Here is a 24,073-nt window from a genome sequence, read left to right as displayed (position 1 = left end):
AAATTATATTGCAAATAGAGAAATTAAATTTAATTGAGCCTATTCAGAGGGCTTTAAAAACTGAAGGATATACAAAACCAACTTCTATTCAAATACAGGCTATTCCTCCATTACTTGAGGGGCGAGATTTGTTAGGTTGTGCTCAAACAGGTACAGGGAAGACTGCGGCTTTTGCTATTCCTATACTTCAAGGTTTATCATACGAACAAAGATCATCAAAGGGACGAAAAGAAATAAAAGCATTGGTAATAGCACCTACTAGAGAATTAGCTATTCAAATTGGAGATAGTTTTAGGGCATATGGAAGATACCTAAGTCTTAAAACATTAGTAATATATGGTGGAGTAACTCAACATCCACAAACTAGAGAACTAGCCAAGGGAGTAGACATCTTAGTGGCAACTCCAGGTAGGCTCTTAGACTTAATAAACCAAGGATTCGTTAGTTTAAAGCAAGTTAAATATTTTGTATTGGATGAATCAGATCAGATGCTTGATATGGGAATGCTGAAGGATGTAAGAAAAATTATTACTTATCTACCTAAAGAGAGACAAACGATGTGTTTTTCAGCTACCATGCCTGATGAAATTGCAAAGCTTGCAAATTCTATTTTAAAGAATCCTGTAAAAGTAGAAATAACTCCTGTGTCATCTACAGTTGATATTATTCAGCAGGAAGTATATTTCGTAGACAAAGGAAATAAGGTAAATCTACTAATTGATTTACTAAAAAATAAGGACATTATCTCTGCTTTAGTATTTTCGAGGACAAAGCATGGAGCGGATAAAATAGTTAAATCCTTAGAAAAAGAAGGACTTAAAGCACAAGCTATTCATGGAAACAAGTCTCAAAATGCACGACAATTAGCTTTGAAAAATTTTAAAGAAAGAAAGACTAGAATACTGGTGGCCACAGATATTGCAGCTCGTGGACTGGATATTGCAGAACTTTCTCATGTGTTTAATTTTGATTTACCAGAAGTACCTGAGACTTATGTTCATAGGATTGGCCGTACAGGAAGAGCAGGGCTTGGTGGTATAGCAATTTCGTTTTGTGATTTTGAAGAGAAATCATTGCTACGTGATATTCAAAAGTTAATATCAAAAACAATACCAGAAGTGAAAGACCATCCTTATCCATTGATGGATACAACTATTACACCAAAGACAAAATCCAATAGAAGGCCTTCTTCATCCAAACCTTCATCTTCCAGTAATTCTAAAGGAAAGCCTCCTAAGACTGGCAAGATAAGAAGAGAAAGAAGAGGCAATGAGCCAAAGAAAAATACTTCTAAGAAAAACAATAGATGGAATGATTAAAGAAAAGGTCCCTAGAGGACCTTTTCTACTATTTATTATCTCTAGAAGATTTCTCAAGTATTTCCTTCGATTTATTAGAAAACTCATAGGCTTTCTTGAAATCACCAGCTAAAGAATATAATTCTGCTAAAAATGTTAAGGTGTCATAAATAATATCAAGTCGTTCATTCTCTTTTAATATTTCTAAAGCTTTATGAAGATAACTTTCTGCTTCGACTAATTTATTGGAAGATATATAGCACTTACCCAGGTTTTTAAATATGGAAGCTCTATCAGTATCTTTTATAATATCAATATCTATTTTTTTTGAGTAATCAATTGCATCCATATATTTACATTCTTTGGTTAAGACTTCTATAATATCAGTTTTTATTGTATTTACTTTTAGCAGATTATTAATTTGTTCATAGTATTTCAGGCATTCATATAAACATAGTTTTGCCTCTTCATAATCACCATTCTTAATATAATGATTACCTAAGTTAATTTGACTTGCCCACTTAAGTTCGAGTTTTTCTGAAAAATCAAAAAAAGTAATTGATTTTTGTGTATGAAATATTGCTTTTCTAATACTATTATTTTTTTCATATACTATACCTAAAAGCATGTGAATACTACCAACATTATAGAAGCAATCATATTCTTTTGATATTTCTAAAGAATATAGAAGAGGGGGTATTGCTTCATTATACTTAAGCTGCTTATATAAAGAGTATCCTAAAACATAATACAGCTTAAGTTCAATCAATTCACTATCTATAGGGGAATTATTAAGAATCTCTATAGCTTTTCTAGAAGAATTTTCTGATTTAACAAATTGATTGCTATTAAAATAAATGTAACTAAGATTTAAGTATGAAACAATAAGATAATAATGATCTTTATTTATATCTAGTAGTTTAATACACTCTTCAATAGCTTTTAATGCACTATCAAGTTTGTCTACATGAATATAACATCTTCCTAGAATGCTTAAAGTTCTAGGATAAATTATCTTGTCTATTGAGCGGTCGTACTCTTCTAATAAATTTTCTATATAATCTATACAATTACTATATTCTTTGTTTTTAAATAAGTAGGCTGAGTGTTCAAATGCTAACTCAATATTATTCTTTTTTTTATTATCAATAGTTAATGAATTGTCAAGAAAATAGGAAATTGGCTTTTCCAACTTGTATGCAAGATATTCAATTGTTTTTAATGATGGATTAGCAGCATCATTTTCTATTTTACTTAGCATATTTCTTGTAATAAAATCCCCTACCAACTCACTTTGAGTAAAATTCTTTTCTAATCGTGCCTTTTTAATTTTTTGTCCAAATGTTAGATTTGTTGTAATTTGAATCACCTCCGATTGTGAATTACATTTACATATTATATCAAATTGTTTATGATTAATCAATATTGATTTTGAAGTATAATATAGTATTCTAGTGTTATCAAATCATGTAATAAGTTGTCGAAAATTTCAAATTGAAAAGTGAATAAAATTAATATATAATAAGGGTAAATCAAATTCAACAAAAAAGTGAAACAATTCAAACAGTATTATTAAAAACACCTAAGATGGGTAAATTAAATTCACGAAGGAGGTAATAATATGGAAAAACGACTAAGATGTTCTAGGTTTATTTTGATGTCTATAGTAATCATTCTCAATTCATTTATTCTATTTTCAGCTGTAATTGTAAGTGATCCTGAAGAACCACCAATTCTATATGGTGCCATAAATACATCTTGTATTCCTTTAGAATACATATAGTTATGCTACTATTTTTATATTTTTTTACATCTTAATAAACTGGAGAATAATTAACAGATACTACTGATTTTAGTTTTAGTGATATTCTTAAAAATATTAACTTTGGCACTTTAAGATTGATACTTTAACTTAGGATATTAATCAAGTTAACTTGCATATTTTTAGATAGGCAATTGAATATCTAATATTAGCTTTTACTCTTGTATTTAATCTATTTATTAGGTGCAAAAACATTCTATTCATTGCTTCACTAAGAATAATTTCATGATAATTTAAAAAAAATACTTTATTGGATGGGGGAGTTTCATGAAAAGTTCAAAATACAATATATTCATAAAAAACGATGATAATTTTCTAGCGTATAATTCTCGCACATCTGCTTTAGCGGAAGTATCACATCAACAATATGATTCAATTCTAAAAATACTAGATAACCCAAATGAAGAATATGATAATAATCTTAAGCAAAATCTGCTATATGGAGGTTTTTTGATTCTAGATCAATTTGATGAACTTGCATCTATTAAACATGATATGTATAAAGAACGATTTTCATCAGAAAGTTTAAATTTAACAATCGCTCCTACAGCAGATTGTAACTTCAGATGTCCTTATTGTTACGAAAAGAATGTTTTAGAAAACAAAGTTATGACAGATGATGTAGAAGCTAAGATTATTAGTTTTATTAACTCTAAAATAAATAGCATTCAAGAATTAAGTATTACATGGTATGGTGGTGAACCTCTTTTAGAGTGTAAGAGGATAGACCAAATGAGTCAGAAAATAATTGCCTTGTGCGATAAAAATGGAGTTAAATATGATGCTGGTATTATAACAAATGGATATTTGTTAACTATAGATAATTTTCTAATGCTTGTTAAAAATAAAGTGAAAACTATCCAAATAACATTGGATGGGACTGAAGAAACCCATGATAAGCGAAGGTATCTTAAAAATAGAGGCAAGACTTTCGGAAAGATTGTAGGTAATTTATATGCATTAGTTGATTTATACAAAGAAAAGAAGGAAGAATTACCACGCATAAATATAAGAATCAATGTTGATCAACATAATAAAGAGGAAGCATTTAAGCTATTGAAAGATATATCTGATAGTCCTTTATCCAAATTTATTGTGCTTGATGTTGCAGCTGTATATGACCCTATGGATGTTGAACACTCATATACATTAACACTTAAAGAGTATATCGGGGTTAAAAATGATTTTATTGACCTCTGTAAGTCAGAAGGATTTCAGATTAGTAATACTTTGTTTTATCCAAAGAGAGTTAATGCTGCATGTGTATGTGATAGGATTAACTCTAGTGTTATTGGGCCAGATGGAAACATGTATAAATGTTGGGAGGAAATTGGAGACACTGATGCTTGTATTGGTCAAGTAGGTATTAATACTGTAATGAATCTACCAGAACGCTATTATGATTATATGTTATTTGATCCCACATTATTAGAAAAGTGTAGTAATTGTAATATCTTACCAGTGTGTATGGGTGGAGGATGTCCATTAAGAAGAAGTCGTGATAAAATAGAAAACTGCGAACAATACATTGAAAATGTCACTAGCTCAGTAGTGAAAAGTTATAAATCAATTACAGCTAATAGTTAGATTAAACATTATTATGGTAGTAACGATGCTGCTATTTTTAAATAATCAGAGTAAAGAATATTAGATAATCACTTTGAAGTTATACAATTGTAGTAGGAAACAACTTTAAATTAGTGATGATGTCAAATGTTATAATAAATGATAAATATAAAAGAGGAGGTTTTGATATGAAATATATAATTAATCCAATGGAACTAGTTTCACCATTAGGTAATTGTACTTGTGGGATAAACTATGCAAATGACTCATGTAATAAATGTACTAAATGTTCAGGTTATTGTGGTACCTTTGAAGTATGTGTTACACCTACAGGAGCTAAAGTAAGCCCAGAAGGCATAAATCCAAAATTATAACTCAAAATTAAAGTAATCTCTGATTAAGATTAGAATAGCAGCATCTCTACAAAAAAATAGCAAATAGAGGAGGAATTGATATGAAATATATAATTAATCCAATGGAACTAGTTTCACCATTAGTTGGTTGTGTTTGTATGATACACGGTGGAAATAACATATGTTATAGATGAAATAAGTGTACAGTTTATTGTGGTACTTTTGAAGTATGTACTACACCTACAGGAGCTAAAATAAGCCCAGAAGGAATAAATCCAAAATTATAACTCAAAATTAAAGTAGTTTCTGATTAAGATTAAAATAGTAGAATCTTTACAATAAAATAGCAAAAAGAGGAGGAATTGCTATTAAATACTCAATAAAATCAATTTTTAAAAGTAAAATTACCTCAACGTTTATTATTATTCTCATTATATTAAATATTTATACTGTTATTCGTTTAGAAAAAAATGAACAAGAATTAAATCAAAATAGATTTACCTTCTATGAATTGATGGTAATAAAACAAGAAGACAATATAAAGGCAGAGAGAGCTGGAATAGAACTCTTAAATCTAACGGATGATGAAAAAATAGTGTGGGACAACTATCTAAGATACAACGAATGGGAACTAGAAAAACATAAAAGTATGGCTCAAAAACTTGAAAACAATCCTTTGACTGATATATGGAGAGACGAATTATATTATGAGATTGAGAGAACTATGGCATATATGGATACTAATGCTAATATTGAAAGAGGAAGGCCATTAGCTCATGAAGTATTTAAGGAAGAACTCAAATTATTGAATTTAGATATTAACTATCCTTTTGATTCAGGAAAACTTCACCTTATAAATAATATCACTAGAGAAAAAAACATTAGCAATAGTTGGGATGAAGAAACTTGTGAGTATGTATATAATGGACTTAAACAGATATTAAAAGCCAAAATTCAGTTGGCAATATCAGGAGAAAAACAACTACATTCAGGAATAGCTTCTCCTTGGACATTCTATATCCATAAGATAGGCTTAGAAGGGTTCTCATATCAACTACTTTCTATACTTGTATTAATCTTTACCGGAGCCATTGTTTTGGAGGGACGGAGAAACAGAAGCAACAAACTAATTGAAATGTTGCCTGAAAAAAGAAGTTACATAATTAGATATTATTATAAAGTTGCATTTATATCGGTAGCAAGTGTTCTAATTATGACATTTATTTTACCAATAATATTCCTTGGATTCAGATATGGATTTGAGGGACTTAAAAATCCAACATTTGTCTATAAACAAAGTTTTACTTCATTTACTGGTTATAAACATGTTGAAGATTTCTGGTATTATGGATTAGGTAAGTTTTACGGAATCAGACCATGGTTTGAAGGTGGATATCTTCCTGCAACTGTTCTTACAGTCTATCCTCTGTGGAAAGTTATGGTTTTATCTTTAGGAATTAGTTTATTAAAGATGGTTTTCTTTACGATATTAGGAGTAGGTATCGGAATTAGTTTTTCAAATGTCGTGGTTTCATCCTTCATGCTGCCTATAACTTCACTACTCTATTTAGTATCACAAAGATTCTCAAACAAATTAAATTTCAACCCATTCGCCATTACTTCGTCATGGGATATTGCAACAGGGGCAGCTTCATATACATGGTTTAAATCAGTAGTAATACTGCTAATATCAATCGTTGTTATGCATATTATATTTTATGCCATAAATCAAAAAAGAGATTATGTAGGCTAGGAGGATTCAATGAAAGATATATTAATAGTTGAGAATTTAAAGAAGAATTTTGGAAAGGAATGTATTATTTCAAACTTGAGCTTTTCAGTAAAGGAACAAGAGATAGTAGGATTTTTAGGGCCTAATGGCAGTGGTAAATCAACCACATTAAAATGTATATGTGGCTTATACCATACAAATAATGGGCATATTGAAATAAACGGTCATTCTATTGTTAATGAGAGACAACAAGCCTTAACTCATATGGGAGTCAGCATAGAACATCCTACATTATATCCAGAACTTTCAGGAATAGATCATCTGAAAATGATGGCAAACTGGCGTGGCATAGGTAAGCAAAGGGTGCAAGAAATGGTGGAGTTTAGTGGATTAGGAATACAAATAAAAAAAGTGACTAGCAAATACTCCATGGGAATGAAAATGAGGCTGATGTTAGCTCTGTCAATTATGCACAAGCCGAAATTGGTAATACTAGATGAGCCAACAAATGGATTGGATCCACAAGCTGTGTTTAATCTACGTCGGCAAATGGAATTTATCCGTCAAGAAGGATCTTCTATTTTGTTTTCTTCACATCAACTTGGTGAAGTTGAAAAGATAGTTGATCGGGTGATATTTATTAATAAAGGTGAAAAATTGTTTGATGGACCTTTACCAGAAGACTTAATATCAAATGCAATATATAGTGTATTGGTTAATGAATTAAAGGAAGCAATAAAGCTAATAAATAGTATTCCAGAAATAAATTTACTATCATTTGATGAAAAGGATTCGTGGATTTCTTTTTCATCTAATGAAGAAAAGGTTCTTGGGAAGTTGATAATGACTTTGTCGCAGCATAATATTTATATTCTCGACATAAGAAAGGAACACAATGACCTAGAAAGTTATTATAAGAAAGTGTATGGTGATAAGTATGACAGGATTAATTAAAAATGAAATTAAATTGTTTTTTTCTAGAAAAAATATTATTCTGTTGATACTATCCTGTATTATAGTGATTCTAATTTTTCGAACAACCTATGAAAGACAATATCATAAATACTCTCAGCAGCGTTTGCAAGAGTTATCCAATGAAATTGATAATGCTGCAGTATGGTCAGCGCGTTATACCAGACGTCTTGAACGGCTTAAAGAAGAATTCCCTGGGCACATAAAAACTCCAGAGGCGGAACTTGTTGATCAAGCATGGAAAGATCATTTAAGAAACTTAACAACTCTTAGTTTCTTATGGAAAGAGCCAGTTGAGAATAAGGAAAAAATCATAAGAGTTGAAGAAAGATTAGATGAAAATTTAATTGAAGTGAATAAAATGCAGATTGAAACAGGTGATACTCGTTTATATAGAGATATTGAAAGAGATTGGAATAAAAGAATGATTCTATTAGCTAAATATAAGGACTCAGGATTAGAATTAGACATTAATCCTTTAAAGCCAACAGCGATGTACCTATTAGATGATTCAATAAATGGAAGAAGCTATATAAGTGTATTAATAATAGCATTAGTTGTTCTTTTAAACTTTGATATATGGTCAAAAGACTTTGATAATGAAACATTACGCTTAATTTTCACACTTCCCTTTAGTAAGACAAAAGTCTTTAATACTAGATTTATCACCAGATTTATTTTAACATTATTTTTAGTAACGATTCCTATTATTATTCTGTGCTCTTTTGGCTTTCATAAATACGGGTCAGGAATATATAGATTTAAGATAATAAACAGTCAAGCGTTATATACTTTTGGTAGATTTGCTTCAGATAATGAAATCATGCAAGCTTATGATATAGTAACTAGTGTCAGTAAACTAGCAATTTTTAGTGGATTTATATTTGTATTGTTTTTGTTTTTTATATATGCAATAGTAAACTTTGTATCTTATATATCTAAGAATCAACAAATATCTATACTTCTTTCTATGGTAGGAATAGTTATGTTATCTGCTGCTTTTTTAGTTCCTATGGAAGTTAAAAATTCTGCATTTAACTTAATACAATTTATTGATACAAATAGTCTGTTAACAGGGGCTTTAAGCTTTTCGTGGATTTGGGCTTGTAGTATTTTTTTTATAACAAATTTAATTATATATTTTATTAATCTAATATGGATTAATTATAAGGAGTAGACATGAAAGATATTAAAAACATTTTAAATTTTGGATTTAAATTTATTAATAAATATAAGTATAGGTTCGTGTTATACATAATATTATCATTATTGATTAATTTAATAGGTATTGTCATACCTTTAATAACTGGTCAAATTGTAGATTTGATTACTGGAACAAATGTATTGATGAGTTTGCAACAGTTAGTTGGAACTTTTGTAGTTTTAATATTTATTCAATTTGTATTAACATATATCACCAATTTACAATATGTTAATATACAAAGTGAATCAGGTTATATGGCTAATATATTTAGCATTGAAAAGATATATAATGCTTCATACAGGGAAATTTGCAATATTAACCCATCATCACTTCATCAGATGATAAATAACGATTGCAATATAATTGTGATTTTTTGTATAACATTATTTAGAGATTTTTTTGCAAATTTAGCTATTGTTTTTATTGTCTTTATTATTGTTTTTAATCAATCTGTTATTTTATCTATTATGTTCATTTTTCTGGTAATGTGTTACAGTGTGCTTTATTATATCTTTAAGAATAAGTTATATGATCAATCCCTAAAAGTAAAAAACACGCAATCTAACTTTTTCGGTAAGTTATACAACCTATTAGGCAATTTAAGGTCTATTAAAATAAATGGTTTTTTTTCTAGAACCGTTGAAAAGCAAAATTTAGTTTTTGAGACTTATAAACATGAGTTAGTTAAAGAAATAAAATTATCAAATATCTTTGATTTTCTCACTTCAGCAATAACTATGAGTGCTCAGGTTTTTCTATATTTATACGGTGGGAATATGGTACTTCTGGGGAACATGAGTATAGGTATTTTTGTAGTTTTAGTTACTTATTTTTCAAAATTATTAAGTTCGACAGACTACTTTTTGCATTTAGGTACTTATTTACAGAATGTAAAATCTAGTTATGATAGATTAATGCAATATACAAATCATGTAGAGTACAAATATGGAAAATTAGAGATTAATTCTATAGATAGTATCCATTTTGATAATGTTAGCTTTAATTATGATAAAGAGACTGTATTTGAATTGAATAAACGATTTGAAAAAGGTAAAATTTACTGGATTAAAGGTAGTAATGGAAGTGGAAAAACTACATTTATAAATTTATTAGCTGGGTTATTTGGTTTGGATTTTCGTGGTGATATTTTTATTAATGACTACCCATTAAAAGATATAGATTTTTCAAAAGTGAGGTCTTCAAATATGTCCATTGTAGAGCAAAGACCATTCATTTTAAGTGAGTCATTAAATGATAATCTATTTTGCAAGAGTAGGTCTGAAAGTTATTCAGAGGAGAGGAACACTAATAAGGAATTCATCTTTGATAAGTTTAATATCGCGAATATTGCAAACTTAAAAAGAGAAGGATATGATACCGAACTTGATTCAGTAAATGATGAAGTGTCTGGTGGAGAACGCCAAAAGATTGCTTTGGTTCGTACTTTTCTTTCATCATCAGATATTTGGATTTTTGATGAACCAACTTCTGCATTGGATACAGATAGTAAAAAGAACTTTTATGAGTTGATTGATAAATATAGAAAGTCAAAACTAATTTTTATAATATCTCATGAAAGCTTCGATTCATATGATGAAATAATTGAATTTTAGGTTACTATCATTCCTTAATTACTATTTATGAATATAAAAGACGGGCCAAATATGGCCCGTATCTTTTCTACTTCATGGCTTTCTTAGCAAATTTAGTTGTTACAATCTTCTCATAATCAGCTCTTTTATCTAATTCGCCAGCCAATTCCATGATGTCCATCATATGATTTAATCCATCTTCAGTAATAATCAAATCAGGTTTCCAAGAGTCTTGATTTCTATATCTTTCTATTAGAGAAATTAGTACATCTTTATCTGTGTCAGGGAATTGCGGCATTACAGCATCTGCAATTTCTTCATTACTATGTTCTTGAACCCAAACCATTCCCTTATAAATGGCATTTGTAAACTTCTGGATTATTTCTGGATTCTTTTCGATGTATTCCTTAGTTGCAGAGTAGGCAGTATATGGTATATATCCGCCTTCTTCACCTATAGAAGCTACTACATAGCCTTTACCTTCCTTCTCTAATGTAGCTGCTACAGGTTCAAATAATGCTACATAATCTCCTTCTCCACCAACAAAAGCTCCTGCCAATACATCAAATTGTATGTCTGTTCTTACTTCAACATCTTCGCCTATTACTAGACCATGATTTTTGATTACATATTCTAATGTCATTTCAGGCATGCCACCTTTTCTGCCACCAAGTACAGATTTGCCCTTTAATTTATCAAATGTAAAGTTGTCATCTTTTTCTCTACCTACTAAGAATGATCCATCTCTTTGTGTCAATTGGGCAAAGTTAATTGCATAATTATCTCTTCCTTGATTATAAACATATACAGATGCTTCTGGTCCCATAAAACCAATTTCAGCTTCGTTGCTGAGTAATGCAGTCATGCATTTATCTGCACCTTTTCCATTAGTTAATTCAACTTTTAATCCTTCTTCTTCAAAAAAACCTTGTGTTAAAGCTACATATTGTGGGGTATAAAATAATGAGTGGGTAACTTCAATTAACCTAACAGGTACTAGGTCCGTTTCTTTTTTACATCCTGCTAAACATAGTGATAGTACCATTATGAGAATTAAAATTAAAGAGAATTTTCTAAAAACCTTTGACATTATATCCCTCCTTACATAAAATAGGTATACGAGAGTTCTATTTAGTGTTATAATATTCTACAATAAAGTAATGGTTACAAATTAGTCTTATAAGGGAGGGATAGAATGAATATACCAAATATGATAACAGTCTTGAGATTATTACTCATCCCAGTGTATCTATACTTTTTTTATTCTGATTTAGATAATAATATTTTATTTGCAGGAATTGTTTTTATCTTAGCGGGGATTTCTGATGTAGCCGATGGATATATAGCAAGAAAGTATGATTTATCTACAAAATTAGGGATAGTATTAGACCCTATTGCAGATAAGTTAATGATGTTTACCATACTTATAAGCTTTACTACCAAAGGAATTATTCCCCCATGGATATTGCTTGCACTAGGGGTAAAAGAACTTATGATGATTGCAGGTGGAGCAGTACTATATTTATTTAAAGGAAAGCAAGTAATGCCTTCAAATAAATACGGAAAGATTGCAACATTATCTTTCTATGCAGCTACCTTATCTATAGTATTTAAATTACCGGAAATAGTGTCAACGGTATTATTTATTTTAACAGTTATACTTAATATAATTGCATTTATAAATTATTTGATTATTTTTATTGGATTGAGGAAGAATACTAATAAGGATGTAGTTGACAAATAAATTTTATGAATATATAATTAAGTAAATAATTTCAGATTAAGCTTTGAAAAAGAGGAGTAGGTAAATACCCTATACAGAGAAAGGATTGTGCGCTGAGAGATCCTAAGTCCAGTATCTACTGAAGGTAGCTTTTGAGCATTCAAGCAGAAAATAAGTAAGCTTGAAGGGTTAAACCCTTATATTTATTTAAGAGCCATGGAATTTCCATGGAATTAAGGTGGTACCGCGAATTACCCTTCGTCCTTTGCATTATAAGGATGGAGGGTTTAATATATTTTAAGGGAGGAATTGAAATGTTAGAAAATTTACCAAAGACCTATGACCCTAAAGATTTTGAAGACAGACTTTACAAATACTGGAATGATAACGGTCATTTTGTAGCAACAATTGATAAGAATAAAAAACCATTTACCATAATGATGCCACCACCAAATGTAACGGGTAGCCTTCATATGGGGCATGCATTAAACAATACTCTACAGGATATTTTGACTAGATGGAAGAGGATGGAAGGGTATTCAGCACTTTGGCTGCCTGGTACAGATCATGCCAGTATATCCACTGAAGCTAGAGTTGTAAACAAGATTAAATCAGAAGGTAAGACCAAGGAAGGGCTAGGGAGAGAAGGATTCTTAGAAGAGGCTTGGGATTGGACTGAAAAATATGGTAGTACAATCAAAAATCAACTTAAGAAACTAGGAGTTTCCTGTGACTGGTCAAGGGATAGGTTTACTTTAGATGAAGGACTTAGCAAAGCTGTAGAAGAGGTATTTATAAAATTATATGAAAAAGGCTTAATCTATAGAGGAGATAGGATAATTAACTGGTGTCCTAGTTGTAGAACTGCTATATCCGATGCAGAGGTTGAACATGAGGATTCAGAAGGTCATATATGGCATATCAGATATCCTATAAAGGATAGTAATGACCATATAGTTATAGCAACTACTAGACCAGAGACTATGCTAGGTGACTTGGCTATTGCTGTTAATCCAGATGATGAACGATATATGAATTTAGTTGGTAAGACTGCAATTCTGCCTCTAATGAATAAAGAGATTCCAATAATTGCTGATAGCTATGTTGAGATGGAATTTGGTACTGGAGCAGTTAAGATTACTCCATCCCATGATCCTAACGATTTTGAAGTTGGAGAAAGACATAATTTAGGCCAATATATTATTATGAATGAAGATGGAAGCATTAGTGAAAATGGTGGAATATATGAAGGTCTAGAAAGATATGAGGCAAGAAAGAAAATAATTGCTGATTTAGAGGAGCAAGGATATTTAGTAGAGACAAAGGACCATCAAAATTCAGTAGGTCATTGTGAGAGATGTACTACAATAGTAGAGCCCCTTATATCTAAACAATGGTTTGTAAAGATGGAGCCATTGGCTAAGCCAGCCTTAGATGCTTATAGAAATGGTGAGGTAAACTTTATACCAGAAAGATTTGGTAAGGTATATGTGAATTGGCTAGAAAACCTTAGAGATTGGTGTATTTCTAGACAATTATGGTGGGGACATAGACTTCCAGTATATTACTGCGATGATTGTGGAGAAATTATTGTATCTAGAACCAAGCCTGAGAAATGTGGTAAATGTAGTAGCGGAAACTTGCGTCAAGATACTGATACTTTAGATACTTGGTTTTCATCTGCCTTATGGCCTTTCTCAACCCTAGGTTGGCCTGAAAAAACAGAAGACCTTGATTATTTCTTTCCTACAGATGTACTAATTACGGGATATGATATTATTTTCTTCTGGGTAGTTAGAATGGTATTTTCAAGTATTGAACAGATGGGAGAAGTTCCATTTAAGGATGTATTTTTAACAGGTTTAATTCGTGATTCTCAAGGTAGAAAGATGAGTAAATCTTTAGGTAATGGTATTGATCCATTGGAAATAATTGATGAATATGGAGCAGATGCTCTAAGATTTACCTTAGTTACAGGAAATTCCCCGGGAAATGACATGAGGTTTTACATTGAGAGAGTAGAGGCAAATAGAAACTTCGCAAACAAACTATGGAATGCTACTAGATTTGTTCTTATGAATTTAGAAGAAGATGTAGCTAAAGAGACATTTACATTAGAAAATCTAGAGGAAGAAGATAAATGGATATTATCCAAATTGAATTCCTTAGTAAAAGAGGCAACAGATAATCTAAATAAATATGAAATAGGCTTTGCTGCTGAGAAGATCTATGATTTTATCTGGGATGAATATTGTGACTGGTATATTGAAATGGTTAAATCAAGACTATATGGCGAGAACAAAGAAAGCAAGGAAACAGCAGAGAAAGTTTTACTGTTTGTTCTAAAGGATATATTAAGACTATTACATCCATTTATGCCGTTTATTACTGAAGAGATTTGGCAACATCTGCCAGGAAACGAAACTCCACTAATACTAAGCTCTTGGCCTGTGTTTAATGATGAATTGTATTTCTCTGATGCAGAAGAGTCTATTGAGTTTATAAAAACGGGTATAAAGGGTATAAGAAATGCTAGGGCAGAGATGAATATTGTACCTTCTAAAAAATCCAATCAAATATTTGTGACTACTGATAGTAGAGTTAGAGATATTATAGAAAATGGTCAAAGATACTTTAAGAACCTGGCATCTGCTGAAGAAATTGAAATAATAGATTCTAAGGATGGTATAGGGGATGATAATATTTCAATAGTATTAAGTAAATGTGAAGTATTCTTACCTTTGAAAGACTTAATTGACTTTGACAAGGAAATTGAGAGAATGGAAAAAGAAAAGGAAAAGCTTGAAGGAGAGATAAAGAGGGTGGTTGGCAAACTATCCAATGAAGGATTCATCAAGAAAGCTCCGGAGGCAGTAGTATTAGAAGAAAAGGAAAAACAAAAGAAATATGAAGAAATGCTTGAAAAGGTAGTTGAAAGATTAGAAAGCATAAAATCAAACAGATAAAGAGGGATACTAGAATGAAATATCAAGAGGCTTTAGAATATATAAATGATAAGGATAAATTTGGCTCTCGGTTAGGTCTTGATTCTATTGGTAAATTAATGAGCTTACTTGGAAATCCTCAAGATGATTTAAAATACATCCATATAGGTGGAACCAATGGAAAGGGCTCTACTTCTTCCTATTTGGCTCATACCCTTGAAGCTGCAGGCTATAAGGTAGGATTATTTACTTCACCCTATATTGAGCGATTTAATGAGAGGATTCAAATCAATGATGAAGATATACCTGATGAAACATTAGGGAGAATCACATCTTTAATAAAAGAAAAAGCTAATATTATGGTTGCAGAAGGCTTAGAACATCCTACTACTTTTGAAATAGTTACTGCTATAGCCTTTATGTATTTCAAAGAAGAAGAGGTAGACTATGTTGTCTTAGAAGTTGGATTAGGTGGTAGATTTGATAGTACAAATATTATTAAAGCTCCTTTAATATCTGTTATTACAACAATAGACTATGATCATATAGATGTTTTGGGGGATACATTAGGAAAGATTGCTTATCAGAAAGCAGGTATAATAAAAGAAAATAGCATAGTAGTTTCCTATCCTCAGGAAGCAGATGCACTGAAAGTAATAAAAGAAGTAGCAGAAGACAAGCAAGCTGAATTTAATTTTTGTCCTATGGAAAATATCAAGATAAATGAATTATCTGATTCAGGTGCTATTTTTGATTTTCATTATGGAGACTTAGTAATGAAAGATATAAAGATTTCCATGATTGGTGAGTATCAAATATATAATGCTACATTAGCTTTGACAACTTTGCTAATATTGGCAAACAAAGGACTTTTAGAGATTTCACACGAACAGATAAGAGATGGACTATTGAAAACTAAATGGCCTGGTAGATTGGAAGTCATGAAAAAAGATCCTATTTTCTTAATAGATGGGGCCCATAATGTCCAGGGTGTAGCTCAGCTTAAAAAAGCAATTAGCTTATTTAAATACAATAAACTGATCTTAGGTCTTGGAATACTAAAGGATAAAGATTCTTCCCATATGGTTGAATTGTTAGCTCCTTTAGCAGATAAAATTGTAGTTACTGAAGTTAATATGCCAAGGAAATTAGCAGCTGAGGACTTAGGAAAAGAAATATCTAAGCATAATAAAAATGTTTTTATAGAGAAGGATATTAAGAATGCAATAGAGAAGACTCTAGAATTAGCTAATAATGATGATATGATAGTATTTGGTGGTTCACTATATTTAATAGGAGAAGTCAGGACTTTAATAAAACAACTGTAGCTTGGCTACAGTTGTTTTTATATTTCACCAATATATCCTTTCCTGCATAAATTACTATATACAGGGAGGTGATATATTGGCTTATAAAAGTGTATTGGTAGCTAATACCGGAGAGGATAGTTTAACCTTAGTTAGTTTAGCTGACTCGTGTGAAATTAAGACCATTTACTTATCCAAACTTATAGAAGATGAAGAAGATGGTTTAACTCAGGAAAACAACCAATTAGGGCCATTTGATATGGTCTTAAGTGAAGAAGGATGGATATATATTGCAAACTCCTATGATAATTCTATTATGAAGATAGATATGGAGAATATTAAGCTATTAGGATTCATAAAGGTAGGAAGAAATCCAACTTGTATAAAATGCTATAAGGGTAAGATTTATGTTGTAAATAGTGATTCTAATTCAATTTCCATTATAGATGAAAAAACATTTTCATTAATAGAGGATATTTCAATGGGAGAAAGACCAACGGATATTAAAATAGATGAAGATAGTCTAAAGGCTTTTATTGCAAATGGTAATTGTTATACGATTAATGTTTTTGATTTAGTTACTGAAAAAGTTACATCTATAACTTTAAGTAAGCAACCTATTAAGGTTGAAATAGAGGGTAAGCGATTGTTTGTTTTATCATATATAAATAATGGCATACTTAATTATAGTAATTTATCTGAAATGGAATTAGATGATTTCAAGACTATTATGAGTGTCGATTTGAAGGGGATATTTTCCAACTTCATCAAGATTAAGGGGAAGGATGTATTTTATCTTTCCAATGTGGAGGATGGATATATTTATAAGATAGATTTAGATGATGAAATTAATATTTCAAAGATTCATTTAAGTAAGATGCCAATTAATATTAAGTGGGATGGAAATGAAAAGCTGTATATAGTTGATATATTAAATGATGAATTAACTATAATTGATGAATCTAATAATCAAATCATAAATAAAATTAGAGTAGGACATGAACCAAATGGGATTCTCCTACTCTAAAGGGGTTGTTTTTTCATTGGTTAGAAGATTAACTATACTTTGATATATAGATTCGGTATTTTCTTCCCATCTATGACAAATTAAGTCAACTTGTTTTTTAGTGGCTACATCAAGGTATAGACTAAATAGAGTTTGATCGTTCTCTACTAATTTTAAGTTTACTACGAATTGATTGTTATCTTTTTCAAAGAACTCTGAGACTACTTGAGCACTAACTTTTTCCTTCTTCAATATTTCGCTAAATTCATGATTTAATTCATGTTTTATTCTATTTGGAATTCTTTCTTCAAAGTATGATAATGCTATTTCACCCTTTTCCGATATGAGATACACATCTCCAGCGGTTTCTTTGGATGTCTCTATAAATTTGGATTCTATTAGTTCGGATAAATATTGTTGAACTAAAAAATAATTCATGTAATTTTTTTCTAATACAAACTCAGTAATTTCACTATTAGTAAAAGTAGTATTGGAATGTTTTATTAGATATAATAGGAGCAATTTGCTCTGAGCCAGTTCCTCAGTGTTCTCAATAAACATAATTTTACACCTCTTTTCATGTATTATATCCTTATATTATATCACAATAAATAAAGAAGTGGAATTCCACTTCTTTATTTTACATAAATTTTCTATAAAACTATTTTCCAGCTAATTGGTTTTGAGCTGATTCAACTAATTTTTTAACCATATAGCCACCAACATACCCATTTTGTCTAGAAGTTAAATTACCTTTATCCATATTTTCGTAATTTGATATTCCAAGTTCATTAGCGATTTCTAATTTCATTTGGTTTAAGGCTGCTTTAGCTTCTGGAACAACTATTCTGTTACTACCACTATTATTAGCCATTTTACAAACCTCCTTTTTCAACAACTTCTTTGTTGTTGTAAGATTAATATAACCTTTTAGAAAATAAATATGCTGGTAATTTCTTATAATATGTATAATTATAACCATTATTGATTATAATCCTAATTTGAATTTCTTTTAAGACTTTTTTAATGTATAATTAATTTATACATAAAAAATAAACTAGACAGAGGATGAAAAAAATGAAATTCATGAAAAAGAGTGTTTTAATTTTGACTTGTGCTTTATCACTAACTTTTGTAGGATGTTCAAAGAATATCTCAAAGGATGATCTTGTAGTGAATACCCCTGTGGATTCAATAACAGAGGATATAGATGAACCTATTGAAGAAGTAGAGGAAAAGGATCCAAAAGAATTAATTGATTTAAGCTTAAAGCCAAATGAGGCTGGAGAAGTAATGATTTTAATGTACCACAATATTGGTGAAGAAGAAGCAGAATGGGTAAGAACACCAGAGAATTTTAAAAAGGATTTATTAACACTTTATGAAAATGGATATAGACCTATTAGCCTAAGTGATTATATAAATAATAATATCGATTTAGAACAGGGATTAACACCTGTAGTTCTTACATTTGATGATGGCAATGAGAATAACTTTAGAATGATAAAGAATGACCAAGGAGAAGATATTATAGATCCTAATTCAGCCATTGGTATTTTGGAAGATTTCAAGAAGGAATATCCAGACTTTAATTCGACAGCAACTTTCTTTGTATTTGGAACTAATGCATTTAGACAGCCAGAATTTTTAGAGTATAAATTAAATTATTTACTTGAAAATGGATATGAAATAGGCAATCATACAATTGACCATAGAGGTATGAAAACAGCAGATGATAAGGAAGTAATACAGGAAGTTATAGCAAAGCAGCTAGAGGCCATAAACAAGGTACTACCTGAATATAATGTAAACACATATGCCCTGTGCTATGGAGAAAGGCCAAAGGACAAATCTTTAGAGGAGTATTTGCATAAAGGAAGCTACAATAATATTAGTTATGAGAACATTGCAATATTAAATGTTGGATGGAATCCAGCTCAGTCCCCAATATCTAATAAATTTAATCCTTTATCCATACCTAGAATTAGAGCATCTGAGACCAAGGTGGATAATGTGGGCTTGTACAATTGGCTAGAGTATTTTGATAAGAACCCAGGGAAAAGATATATTTCTGATGGAGTAAAGGAAGTAATTACTGTTCCTTTAGCTTTAGAAGAAACCATAGATTTAGAAAGATTGAAGGAAAAAGAACTATATTTGTACGGTGAATAAGATATTTAAAAATATATTATAAAAGGATCCTTTGACTCTATGGCTGATATATAAATCATCCTAAGCCTAGAGAAGGATCTGTTTTTTTATTTATTTACTTTGTAACAAAGGTTTTCTCCTGTAATATAAATGCAATTTCTGAATAATTATATTATATAAGGGAGGAGATGTAGATGAGAAATCAATATAATAAGAATAATATTACTATTAGATTATTAATAGTTTTATGTGTGGCTTTAGTTGCCTTAGTATATATTTCCGTTAGGACTACAAAAAATATTGTGGCTGTATTTGCACCTACTAAAGAATTGCCCATTTATAGTGTAGAAATAGAAGAAAAGAAAATTTCTCTTAGCTTTGATGCTGCTTGGGGTGATGAATACACAAAGGATATATTGGATACACTAGATAAATACAATGTTAAGAGTACATTTTTTTTAGTTGGATTTTGGGTAGATAAGTTTCCAGAGCATGTAAAAGAAATAGTTGCTAGAGGTCATGAAATTGGTAATCATTCCACCACTCATCCTAATATGAGTCAACTAAGCAAAGAGAAAATCCTTGAAGAGATTAATACTACTGGGAATAAGATCCAGGAACTTACAGATAAAAAGCCTATACTATTTAGGCCGCCTTTTGGAGATTATAACGATTTGCTTATTCAGACTCTTAGAGAGAATGGATATTTTACAATACAATGGGATATTGACTCTTTAGATTGGAAGGAGCTAGGAGTAGAATCAGTAGTTGATAGGGTAACGAGAAATGTGAGGAATGGATCAATAGTTCTGTTTCATAATAATGCTAAGTTTATTAAGGAATATTTGCCAATAGTCATAGAACGATTACAAGAAAGTGGTTATGAAATTGTTCCAATTTCAGAATTAATATATAAAGAAAATTTTATGATGGATAATAGTGGAAGACAGATATTGATTAAATAGACATGATTTGAGGGGATAATGTGAATCAACAGAAGATAATATCTATAGGAATAGTAGAAGATTCCATTGAAAGAATGACTTTTAAATTATTGAAGGAAATACTCACTATGTACAATTACAATATCTACTATGAAAACAAAGAGAAGAATATAGCAATATTAACTAAAGAAAATAATAATATTATTCTAATGGACATACGACCTAATATATTTAATTCCATAGTGGATATAGGGATTGAATATAATATACTTGTCCATACTTTTTTACATCCAAAAGAATATGAAAATGAAAAACTAAAGAAAATGTTTAAAACTTCAAAACATATTATAGTTAATTGTGATGAATGTAATTTGACTTCAATATTAGAAGATAATATTGAATCTTTAGTAATAACTTATGGATTTAATAACAAAGCCACCCTCAATCCTTCTAGTTATAATATTCACGATTTAATAGAGGCTAATATATGTTTACAGAGAGAAATCCGAACAATTAATAATGATATTATTGAACCATTTGAATTGCCAGTAAAGATAAATTCACAAAACAAGGTTGATATTTACTCGACATTAGGTGTAATTGCATCAGTGTTATTACTAGGAATAGATATATCTTCAGTTAATCCTTTTACCATATTTAATTCAAATAAGTAGTAAAATAAGTTTGTTAAAAAAATAATTGAAAATAATTTAACAAATTTTTCAAAAAAAGAAGGATTTTTAAAACTTTTGTCTAATAATAGATATATGCAAATGAAAAATTTATATCTATTATTTTTGTTTTTTGTTATATTTTTTTATTATCAGAATATATTAGATATATATTAGAATACATAGGAATAGAGGGGGATAATGAAAATGACAGATAAGATTATTGAGACAAATGCAGTGAAATTAGTTGGAAAAATAGCTAGGGAGAAGGTTTTTAGTCATGAAATGTATGGAGAAGGATTTTATATCATTGATCTAGAAGTGCCTAGGCTTAGTGATTCTGTAGATTTACTGCCAATAACTGTTTCAGAAAGAATTATAGTTGACATGGACCTATTTGTAGGGCAATATGTTATAATTGAAGGGCAGCTAAGATCATATAATAGGTATATTGAAAACAGCAACAAACTGGTTCTAACTATATTTGCTAAAAATGTATACATACCAAATGAAGAAGAATTGACAGAAGTTTTGAGAAAGCCAAATGAAATCTATCTAGATGGGTATATATGTAAGAAACCAATCTATAGAACTACTCCTTTTGGAAGAGAAATAACGGATATATTAATAGCTGTAAATAGAGCTTACAATAAATCAGATTATATACCATGTATTGCCTGGGGCAGAAATGCTAGATTTTGTGAGAAGATGCTTATAGGAGATCATATTAAACTATGGGGTAGAATTCAAAGTAGGGAATATCAAAAGAAACATCATTCAGGAGAAGTGGACACGAGAATTGCTTTTGAGGTATCAGTTTCCAAGCTTGAATATGTTGAAAACGACAATAATAGGATGGAATTATACGAACTGGAAGGATAAGATAATTTATGGATACAAAAATGATAATTAGTGTTATAATAGTGATTATATTAGTTAGCATTCAATATACACTAAATTATATTTTGAGAGAACTTAGAGAAATTAAAAAATTATTAATTAAAAATCCAAACGATATTAACTTAAGATGAAAGGAGAGAATTAGCTTGGAAAGTAGCAAGAAAGAGAGAACTCTATACAGCAGAGAAGATATAAGTACTAGGGTTAGGGAGTTAGGCAAGATCATTAGTGAAGAATACGAAGGAAAAAAACTTTTGGTAGTGTCGTTGCTAAGAGGAAGCTTTATTTTTACATCAGATTTAGTTAGAGAAATATCTATTCCTGTTGAAATTGACTTTATGACCACTGCTAGCTATGGTCATGATGAAATATCTTCTGGAAATGTGGAAATAGTACATGATATTAGAACTAAAGTGGATGGGAAAGAAATTTTAATTGTAGATGATATTATGGATTCTGGTTATACTTTGAAGAAGGTTAAAGATTTATTAGAATCAAAAAACCCTAATTCTGTTAAGATCTGTGTTATGCTAGATAAGCCTAGTAGAAGAAAGGTAGATTTAGAACCTAATTTCGTAGGATTTAGTATTCCCGATGTATTTATTGTTGGTTATGGTCTTAATTATGGAGATTATTACAGGAATATTCCTTATATTTTTACATTTGATTAAAATTTCACCTACAGAGGATTCTCTGTAGGTGTATTTGTATTGCTATTTAAATTTCAGGGGAGAGGTGTGTAATGGAGGAATTGAAGAAAAGTTCTATATTTGAAACAAATATATTATACTTGTTAATTGGGATTGCATTGTTTGTACTAGGGTCTTTAGTACAAAGTAGAGAAATATATTCTGGATTGCTTATTACGGAGTACATAATAATTCTATTGCCTAATTTGATTTACTTGAAATTAAGGGGATTATCTATAAAGAACATATTGAGGCTCAATAAAATTAGCTTTAAGCAAGTATGGTACATAATTTTAATTACCATTTTTTCTTACCCCATAGCAATATTTCTAAATACTTTAATGTTGACTATTCTTAGTTTCTTCGGGGAGACTGTTCCTAGTGCTGTACCTATTCCAGATAATCCAGCAATGTACTTTTTTGCATTGTTTGTTATAGCATTAGCACCAGGAATTTGTGAGGAAGTAATGTTCAGAGGTACTATAATGCATGCTTATGGCAGTGTGGGGAAAAAGAAAGCAATTATTTATTCTGCAGTATTATTTGGGCTTTTTCATTTAAATCTTCAAAATTTCATAGGTCCAACTTTTTTAGGGATAATATTTGGTATTACTGTATATAAGACGAATTCAATTTTTGCGTCAATGATTGGGCATGTATTAAACAATGGAATTGCTATGACAATTGGATATTTTGCATTGAATGCACAAAATGCAATGGATGAAGTTCCTGCTTACGAGATATCATATCAATTGCAATTATTAATAGCATTAGCTGGGTTTAGCGTTTTAGCTTTATTATCTTTGGCTATTCTAGTAAGATTAATCAAGAGATTACCTAAAGGTAATGAAGTAGTAGAACAGGAAATCATTGAAGAAGATGTTAAACTTACTCATTATATCCCTTTGATTGGGATTGTAATTTTATTTGTTGTAATAAACACTAAATATTTGTTCATTTAAGAATAATAAAAGGGGTCCTTCCTAATAATATACATAGGAGGGATTATACATGGCAAAAAAGAAGGAAAAAGTAGAAACAATAGCTGATAAATTAAAACTTGAAATAGCTGAGGAATTAGGTTTGACTGACAAGATTAAGGAAGTAGGTTGGGCAGGCTTAACTGCAAAGGAGTCTGGCAGAATTGGCGGTTTAATTACTGTAAGAAAAAAACAAATGAAAACAAAAGAAGAGTGAA

23 protein-coding genes and 1 other annotated feature are annotated in these 24,073 nt (G+C 30.1%); of the genes, 19 read left to right on the top strand and 4 right to left on the bottom strand.

The window, feature by feature from the left end:
* Positions 1-8: 8 nt before the first annotated feature.
* The gene (locus tag RIN63_RS07875) at positions 9-1,319 is read left to right on the top strand and encodes a DEAD/DEAH box helicase (protein WP_310444166.1); all 1,311 of its coding nucleotides are present in this window, start codon (positions 9-11) and stop codon (positions 1,317-1,319) included.
* Positions 1,320-1,347: 28 nt separating this feature from the next.
* Here RIN63_RS07875 and RIN63_RS07870 read toward each other — a convergent pair whose 3' ends face one another.
* Positions 1,348-2,667, bottom strand: a complete 1,320-nt coding sequence (locus RIN63_RS07870) for a helix-turn-helix transcriptional regulator (RefSeq protein ID WP_310444165.1) — start codon at positions 2,665-2,667, stop codon at positions 1,348-1,350.
* A gap of 252 nt (positions 2,668-2,919) precedes the next feature.
* Here RIN63_RS07870 and RIN63_RS07865 point away from each other — a divergent pair, with 252 nt between their 5' ends.
* The 7 genes from RIN63_RS07865 (at position 2,920) to RIN63_RS07835 (ending at position 10,560) form a co-directional block, all read left to right on the top strand.
* The gene (locus RIN63_RS07865; RefSeq protein ID WP_310444164.1) at positions 2,920-3,081 is read left to right on the top strand and encodes a hypothetical protein; all 162 of its coding nucleotides are present in this window, start codon (positions 2,920-2,922) and stop codon (positions 3,079-3,081) included.
* Between the two features lie 306 nt (positions 3,082-3,387).
* Positions 3,388-4,707, top strand: a complete 1,320-nt coding sequence (locus RIN63_RS07860; RefSeq protein WP_310444163.1) for a radical SAM/SPASM domain-containing protein — start codon at positions 3,388-3,390, stop codon at positions 4,705-4,707.
* 167 nt (positions 4,708-4,874) lie between these two features.
* Complete coding sequence (locus RIN63_RS07855) at positions 4,875-5,060, top strand: hypothetical protein (RefSeq protein ID WP_310444162.1); 186 nt, start codon at positions 4,875-4,877, stop codon at positions 5,058-5,060.
* A 490-nt stretch (positions 5,061-5,550) separates the two neighbouring features.
* Positions 5,551-6,792: a hypothetical protein gene (locus RIN63_RS07850; protein ID WP_310444161.1), complete on the top strand. Its 1,242-nt coding sequence runs from the start codon at positions 5,551-5,553 to the stop codon at positions 6,790-6,792.
* 9 nt (positions 6,793-6,801) lie between these two features.
* Positions 6,802-7,725 (top strand): ABC transporter ATP-binding protein, encoded by a 924-nt coding sequence (locus RIN63_RS07845; RefSeq protein WP_310444160.1) that lies wholly within the window; start codon positions 6,802-6,804, stop codon positions 7,723-7,725.
* Positions 7,709-8,920, top strand: a complete 1,212-nt coding sequence (locus RIN63_RS07840; protein ID WP_310444159.1) for an ABC transporter permease subunit — start codon at positions 7,709-7,711, stop codon at positions 8,918-8,920. Before RIN63_RS07845 ends, RIN63_RS07840 begins: the two co-directional genes overlap by 17 nt.
* Positions 8,921-8,922: 2 nt before the next feature.
* A complete protein-coding gene (locus tag RIN63_RS07835) occupies positions 8,923-10,560 on the top strand; it encodes an ABC transporter ATP-binding protein (RefSeq protein ID WP_310444158.1) in 1,638 nt (545 codons plus the stop codon).
* 67 nt (positions 10,561-10,627) lie between these two features.
* On the opposite strand, the gene RIN63_RS07830 is transcribed toward RIN63_RS07835, so the two are convergent.
* Positions 10,628-11,629 (bottom strand): ABC transporter substrate-binding protein, encoded by a 1,002-nt coding sequence (locus RIN63_RS07830; RefSeq protein ID WP_310444157.1) that lies wholly within the window; start codon positions 11,627-11,629, stop codon positions 10,628-10,630.
* A gap of 105 nt (positions 11,630-11,734) precedes the next feature.
* On the opposite strand from RIN63_RS07830, the gene pgsA reads away from it, so the two are divergent.
* The 4 genes from pgsA (at position 11,735) to RIN63_RS07810 (ending at position 17,541) form a co-directional block, all read left to right on the top strand.
* Complete coding sequence (gene pgsA, locus RIN63_RS07825; RefSeq protein WP_310444156.1) at positions 11,735-12,283, top strand: CDP-diacylglycerol--glycerol-3-phosphate 3-phosphatidyltransferase; 549 nt, start codon at positions 11,735-11,737, stop codon at positions 12,281-12,283.
* 34 nt (positions 12,284-12,317) lie between these two features.
* Positions 12,318-12,531, top strand: a binding site (T-box leader).
* Positions 12,532-12,576: 45 nt separating this feature from the next.
* Entirely contained in the window at positions 12,577-15,228 is a 2,652-nt protein-coding gene (locus RIN63_RS07820) for a valine--tRNA ligase (RefSeq protein ID WP_310444155.1), read from the top strand.
* A gap of 14 nt (positions 15,229-15,242) precedes the next feature.
* On the top strand, positions 15,243-16,535 hold the full coding sequence (locus tag RIN63_RS07815) for a folylpolyglutamate synthase/dihydrofolate synthase family protein (RefSeq protein ID WP_310444154.1): 1,293 nt from the start codon (positions 15,243-15,245) through the stop codon (positions 16,533-16,535).
* Between the two features lie 76 nt (positions 16,536-16,611).
* Positions 16,612-17,541 (top strand): hypothetical protein, encoded by a 930-nt coding sequence (locus RIN63_RS07810; RefSeq protein WP_310444153.1) that lies wholly within the window; start codon positions 16,612-16,614, stop codon positions 17,539-17,541.
* Here the strand turns inward: RIN63_RS07810 and RIN63_RS07805 are convergent.
* Both RIN63_RS07805 and RIN63_RS07800 read right to left on the bottom strand, forming a co-directional pair.
* Positions 17,533-18,081 (bottom strand): DUF4364 family protein, encoded by a 549-nt coding sequence (locus RIN63_RS07805; RefSeq protein ID WP_310444152.1) that lies wholly within the window; start codon positions 18,079-18,081, stop codon positions 17,533-17,535. The genes RIN63_RS07810 and RIN63_RS07805 overlap by 9 nt on opposite strands.
* Before the next feature lie 100 nt (positions 18,082-18,181).
* A complete protein-coding gene (locus RIN63_RS07800) occupies positions 18,182-18,394 on the bottom strand; it encodes an alpha/beta-type small acid-soluble spore protein (RefSeq protein WP_310444151.1) in 213 nt (70 codons plus the stop codon).
* Between the two features lie 203 nt (positions 18,395-18,597).
* On the opposite strand from RIN63_RS07800, the gene RIN63_RS07795 reads away from it, so the two are divergent.
* The 7 genes from RIN63_RS07795 to RIN63_RS07765 all read left to right on the top strand — a co-directional run bounded on the left by RIN63_RS07795 (position 18,598) and on the right by RIN63_RS07765 (position 24,072).
* Complete coding sequence (locus tag RIN63_RS07795; RefSeq protein ID WP_310444150.1) at positions 18,598-19,692, top strand: polysaccharide deacetylase family protein; 1,095 nt, start codon at positions 18,598-18,600, stop codon at positions 19,690-19,692.
* Positions 19,693-19,865: 173 nt separating this feature from the next.
* Positions 19,866-20,636 (top strand): polysaccharide deacetylase family protein, encoded by a 771-nt coding sequence (locus tag RIN63_RS07790; protein ID WP_310444149.1) that lies wholly within the window; start codon positions 19,866-19,868, stop codon positions 20,634-20,636.
* A 20-nt stretch (positions 20,637-20,656) separates the two neighbouring features.
* The gene (locus RIN63_RS07785) at positions 20,657-21,289 is read left to right on the top strand and encodes a hypothetical protein (RefSeq protein ID WP_310444148.1); all 633 of its coding nucleotides are present in this window, start codon (positions 20,657-20,659) and stop codon (positions 21,287-21,289) included.
* Positions 21,290-21,493: 204 nt separating this feature from the next.
* Positions 21,494-22,168 carry a single-stranded DNA-binding protein gene (locus RIN63_RS07780; protein ID WP_310444147.1) on the top strand — a complete coding sequence of 225 codons (675 nt, stop codon included), beginning with the start codon at positions 21,494-21,496 and terminating at the stop codon, positions 22,166-22,168.
* A 164-nt stretch (positions 22,169-22,332) separates the two neighbouring features.
* Complete coding sequence (gene hpt / locus RIN63_RS07775; RefSeq protein WP_310444146.1) at positions 22,333-22,857, top strand: hypoxanthine phosphoribosyltransferase; 525 nt, start codon at positions 22,333-22,335, stop codon at positions 22,855-22,857.
* Between the two features lie 71 nt (positions 22,858-22,928).
* On the top strand, positions 22,929-23,837 hold the full coding sequence (locus RIN63_RS07770) for a type II CAAX endopeptidase family protein (protein WP_310444145.1): 909 nt from the start codon (positions 22,929-22,931) through the stop codon (positions 23,835-23,837).
* A gap of 49 nt (positions 23,838-23,886) precedes the next feature.
* Positions 23,887-24,072 carry a small, acid-soluble spore protein, alpha/beta type gene (locus RIN63_RS07765; protein ID WP_310444144.1) on the top strand — a complete coding sequence of 62 codons (186 nt, stop codon included), beginning with the start codon at positions 23,887-23,889 and terminating at the stop codon, positions 24,070-24,072.
* The last annotated feature ends 1 nt before the right edge of the window (position 24,073 follow it).

This window comes from Tissierella sp. (assembly GCF_031460495.1).
Classification (GTDB): domain Bacteria; phylum Bacillota; class Clostridia; order Tissierellales; family Tissierellaceae; genus JAVKTS01.
Note: the sequence above shows the minus strand (reverse complement) of the source record. Positions and strands in the feature narration are given on the sequence as shown.

Coding starts and splice junctions, on each gene's coding strand:
- RIN63_RS07835 (WP_310444158.1), top strand. CDS start 8,923: ATGAAAGATATTAAAAACATTTTAAATTTTGGATTTAAATTTATTAAT.
- RIN63_RS07860 (WP_310444163.1), top strand. CDS start 3,388: ATGAAAAGTTCAAAATACAATATATTCATAAAAAACGATGATAATTTT.
- pgsA (WP_310444156.1), top strand. CDS start 11,735: ATGAATATACCAAATATGATAACAGTCTTGAGATTATTACTCATCCCA.
- RIN63_RS07770 (WP_310444145.1), top strand. CDS start 22,929: ATGGAGGAATTGAAGAAAAGTTCTATATTTGAAACAAATATATTATAC.
- RIN63_RS07815 (WP_310444154.1), top strand. CDS start 15,243: ATGAAATATCAAGAGGCTTTAGAATATATAAATGATAAGGATAAATTT.
- RIN63_RS07795 (WP_310444150.1), top strand. CDS start 18,598: ATGAAATTCATGAAAAAGAGTGTTTTAATTTTGACTTGTGCTTTATCA.
- RIN63_RS07790 (WP_310444149.1), top strand. CDS start 19,866: ATGAGAAATCAATATAATAAGAATAATATTACTATTAGATTATTAATA.
- RIN63_RS07845 (WP_310444160.1), top strand. CDS start 6,802: ATGAAAGATATATTAATAGTTGAGAATTTAAAGAAGAATTTTGGAAAG.
- RIN63_RS07820 (WP_310444155.1), top strand. CDS start 12,577: ATGTTAGAAAATTTACCAAAGACCTATGACCCTAAAGATTTTGAAGAC.
- RIN63_RS07855 (WP_310444162.1), top strand. CDS start 4,875: ATGAAATATATAATTAATCCAATGGAACTAGTTTCACCATTAGGTAAT.
- RIN63_RS07865 (WP_310444164.1), top strand. CDS start 2,920: ATGGAAAAACGACTAAGATGTTCTAGGTTTATTTTGATGTCTATAGTA.
- RIN63_RS07800 (WP_310444151.1), bottom strand. CDS start 18,394: ATGGCTAATAATAGTGGTAGTAACAGAATAGTTGTTCCAGAAGCTAAA.
- RIN63_RS07780 (WP_310444147.1), top strand. CDS start 21,494: ATGACAGATAAGATTATTGAGACAAATGCAGTGAAATTAGTTGGAAAA.
- RIN63_RS07830 (WP_310444157.1), bottom strand. CDS start 11,629: ATGTCAAAGGTTTTTAGAAAATTCTCTTTAATTTTAATTCTCATAATG.
- RIN63_RS07805 (WP_310444152.1), bottom strand. CDS start 18,081: ATGTTTATTGAGAACACTGAGGAACTGGCTCAGAGCAAATTGCTCCTA.
- RIN63_RS07765 (WP_310444144.1), top strand. CDS start 23,887: ATGGCAAAAAAGAAGGAAAAAGTAGAAACAATAGCTGATAAATTAAAA.
- RIN63_RS07840 (WP_310444159.1), top strand. CDS start 7,709: ATGACAGGATTAATTAAAAATGAAATTAAATTGTTTTTTTCTAGAAAA.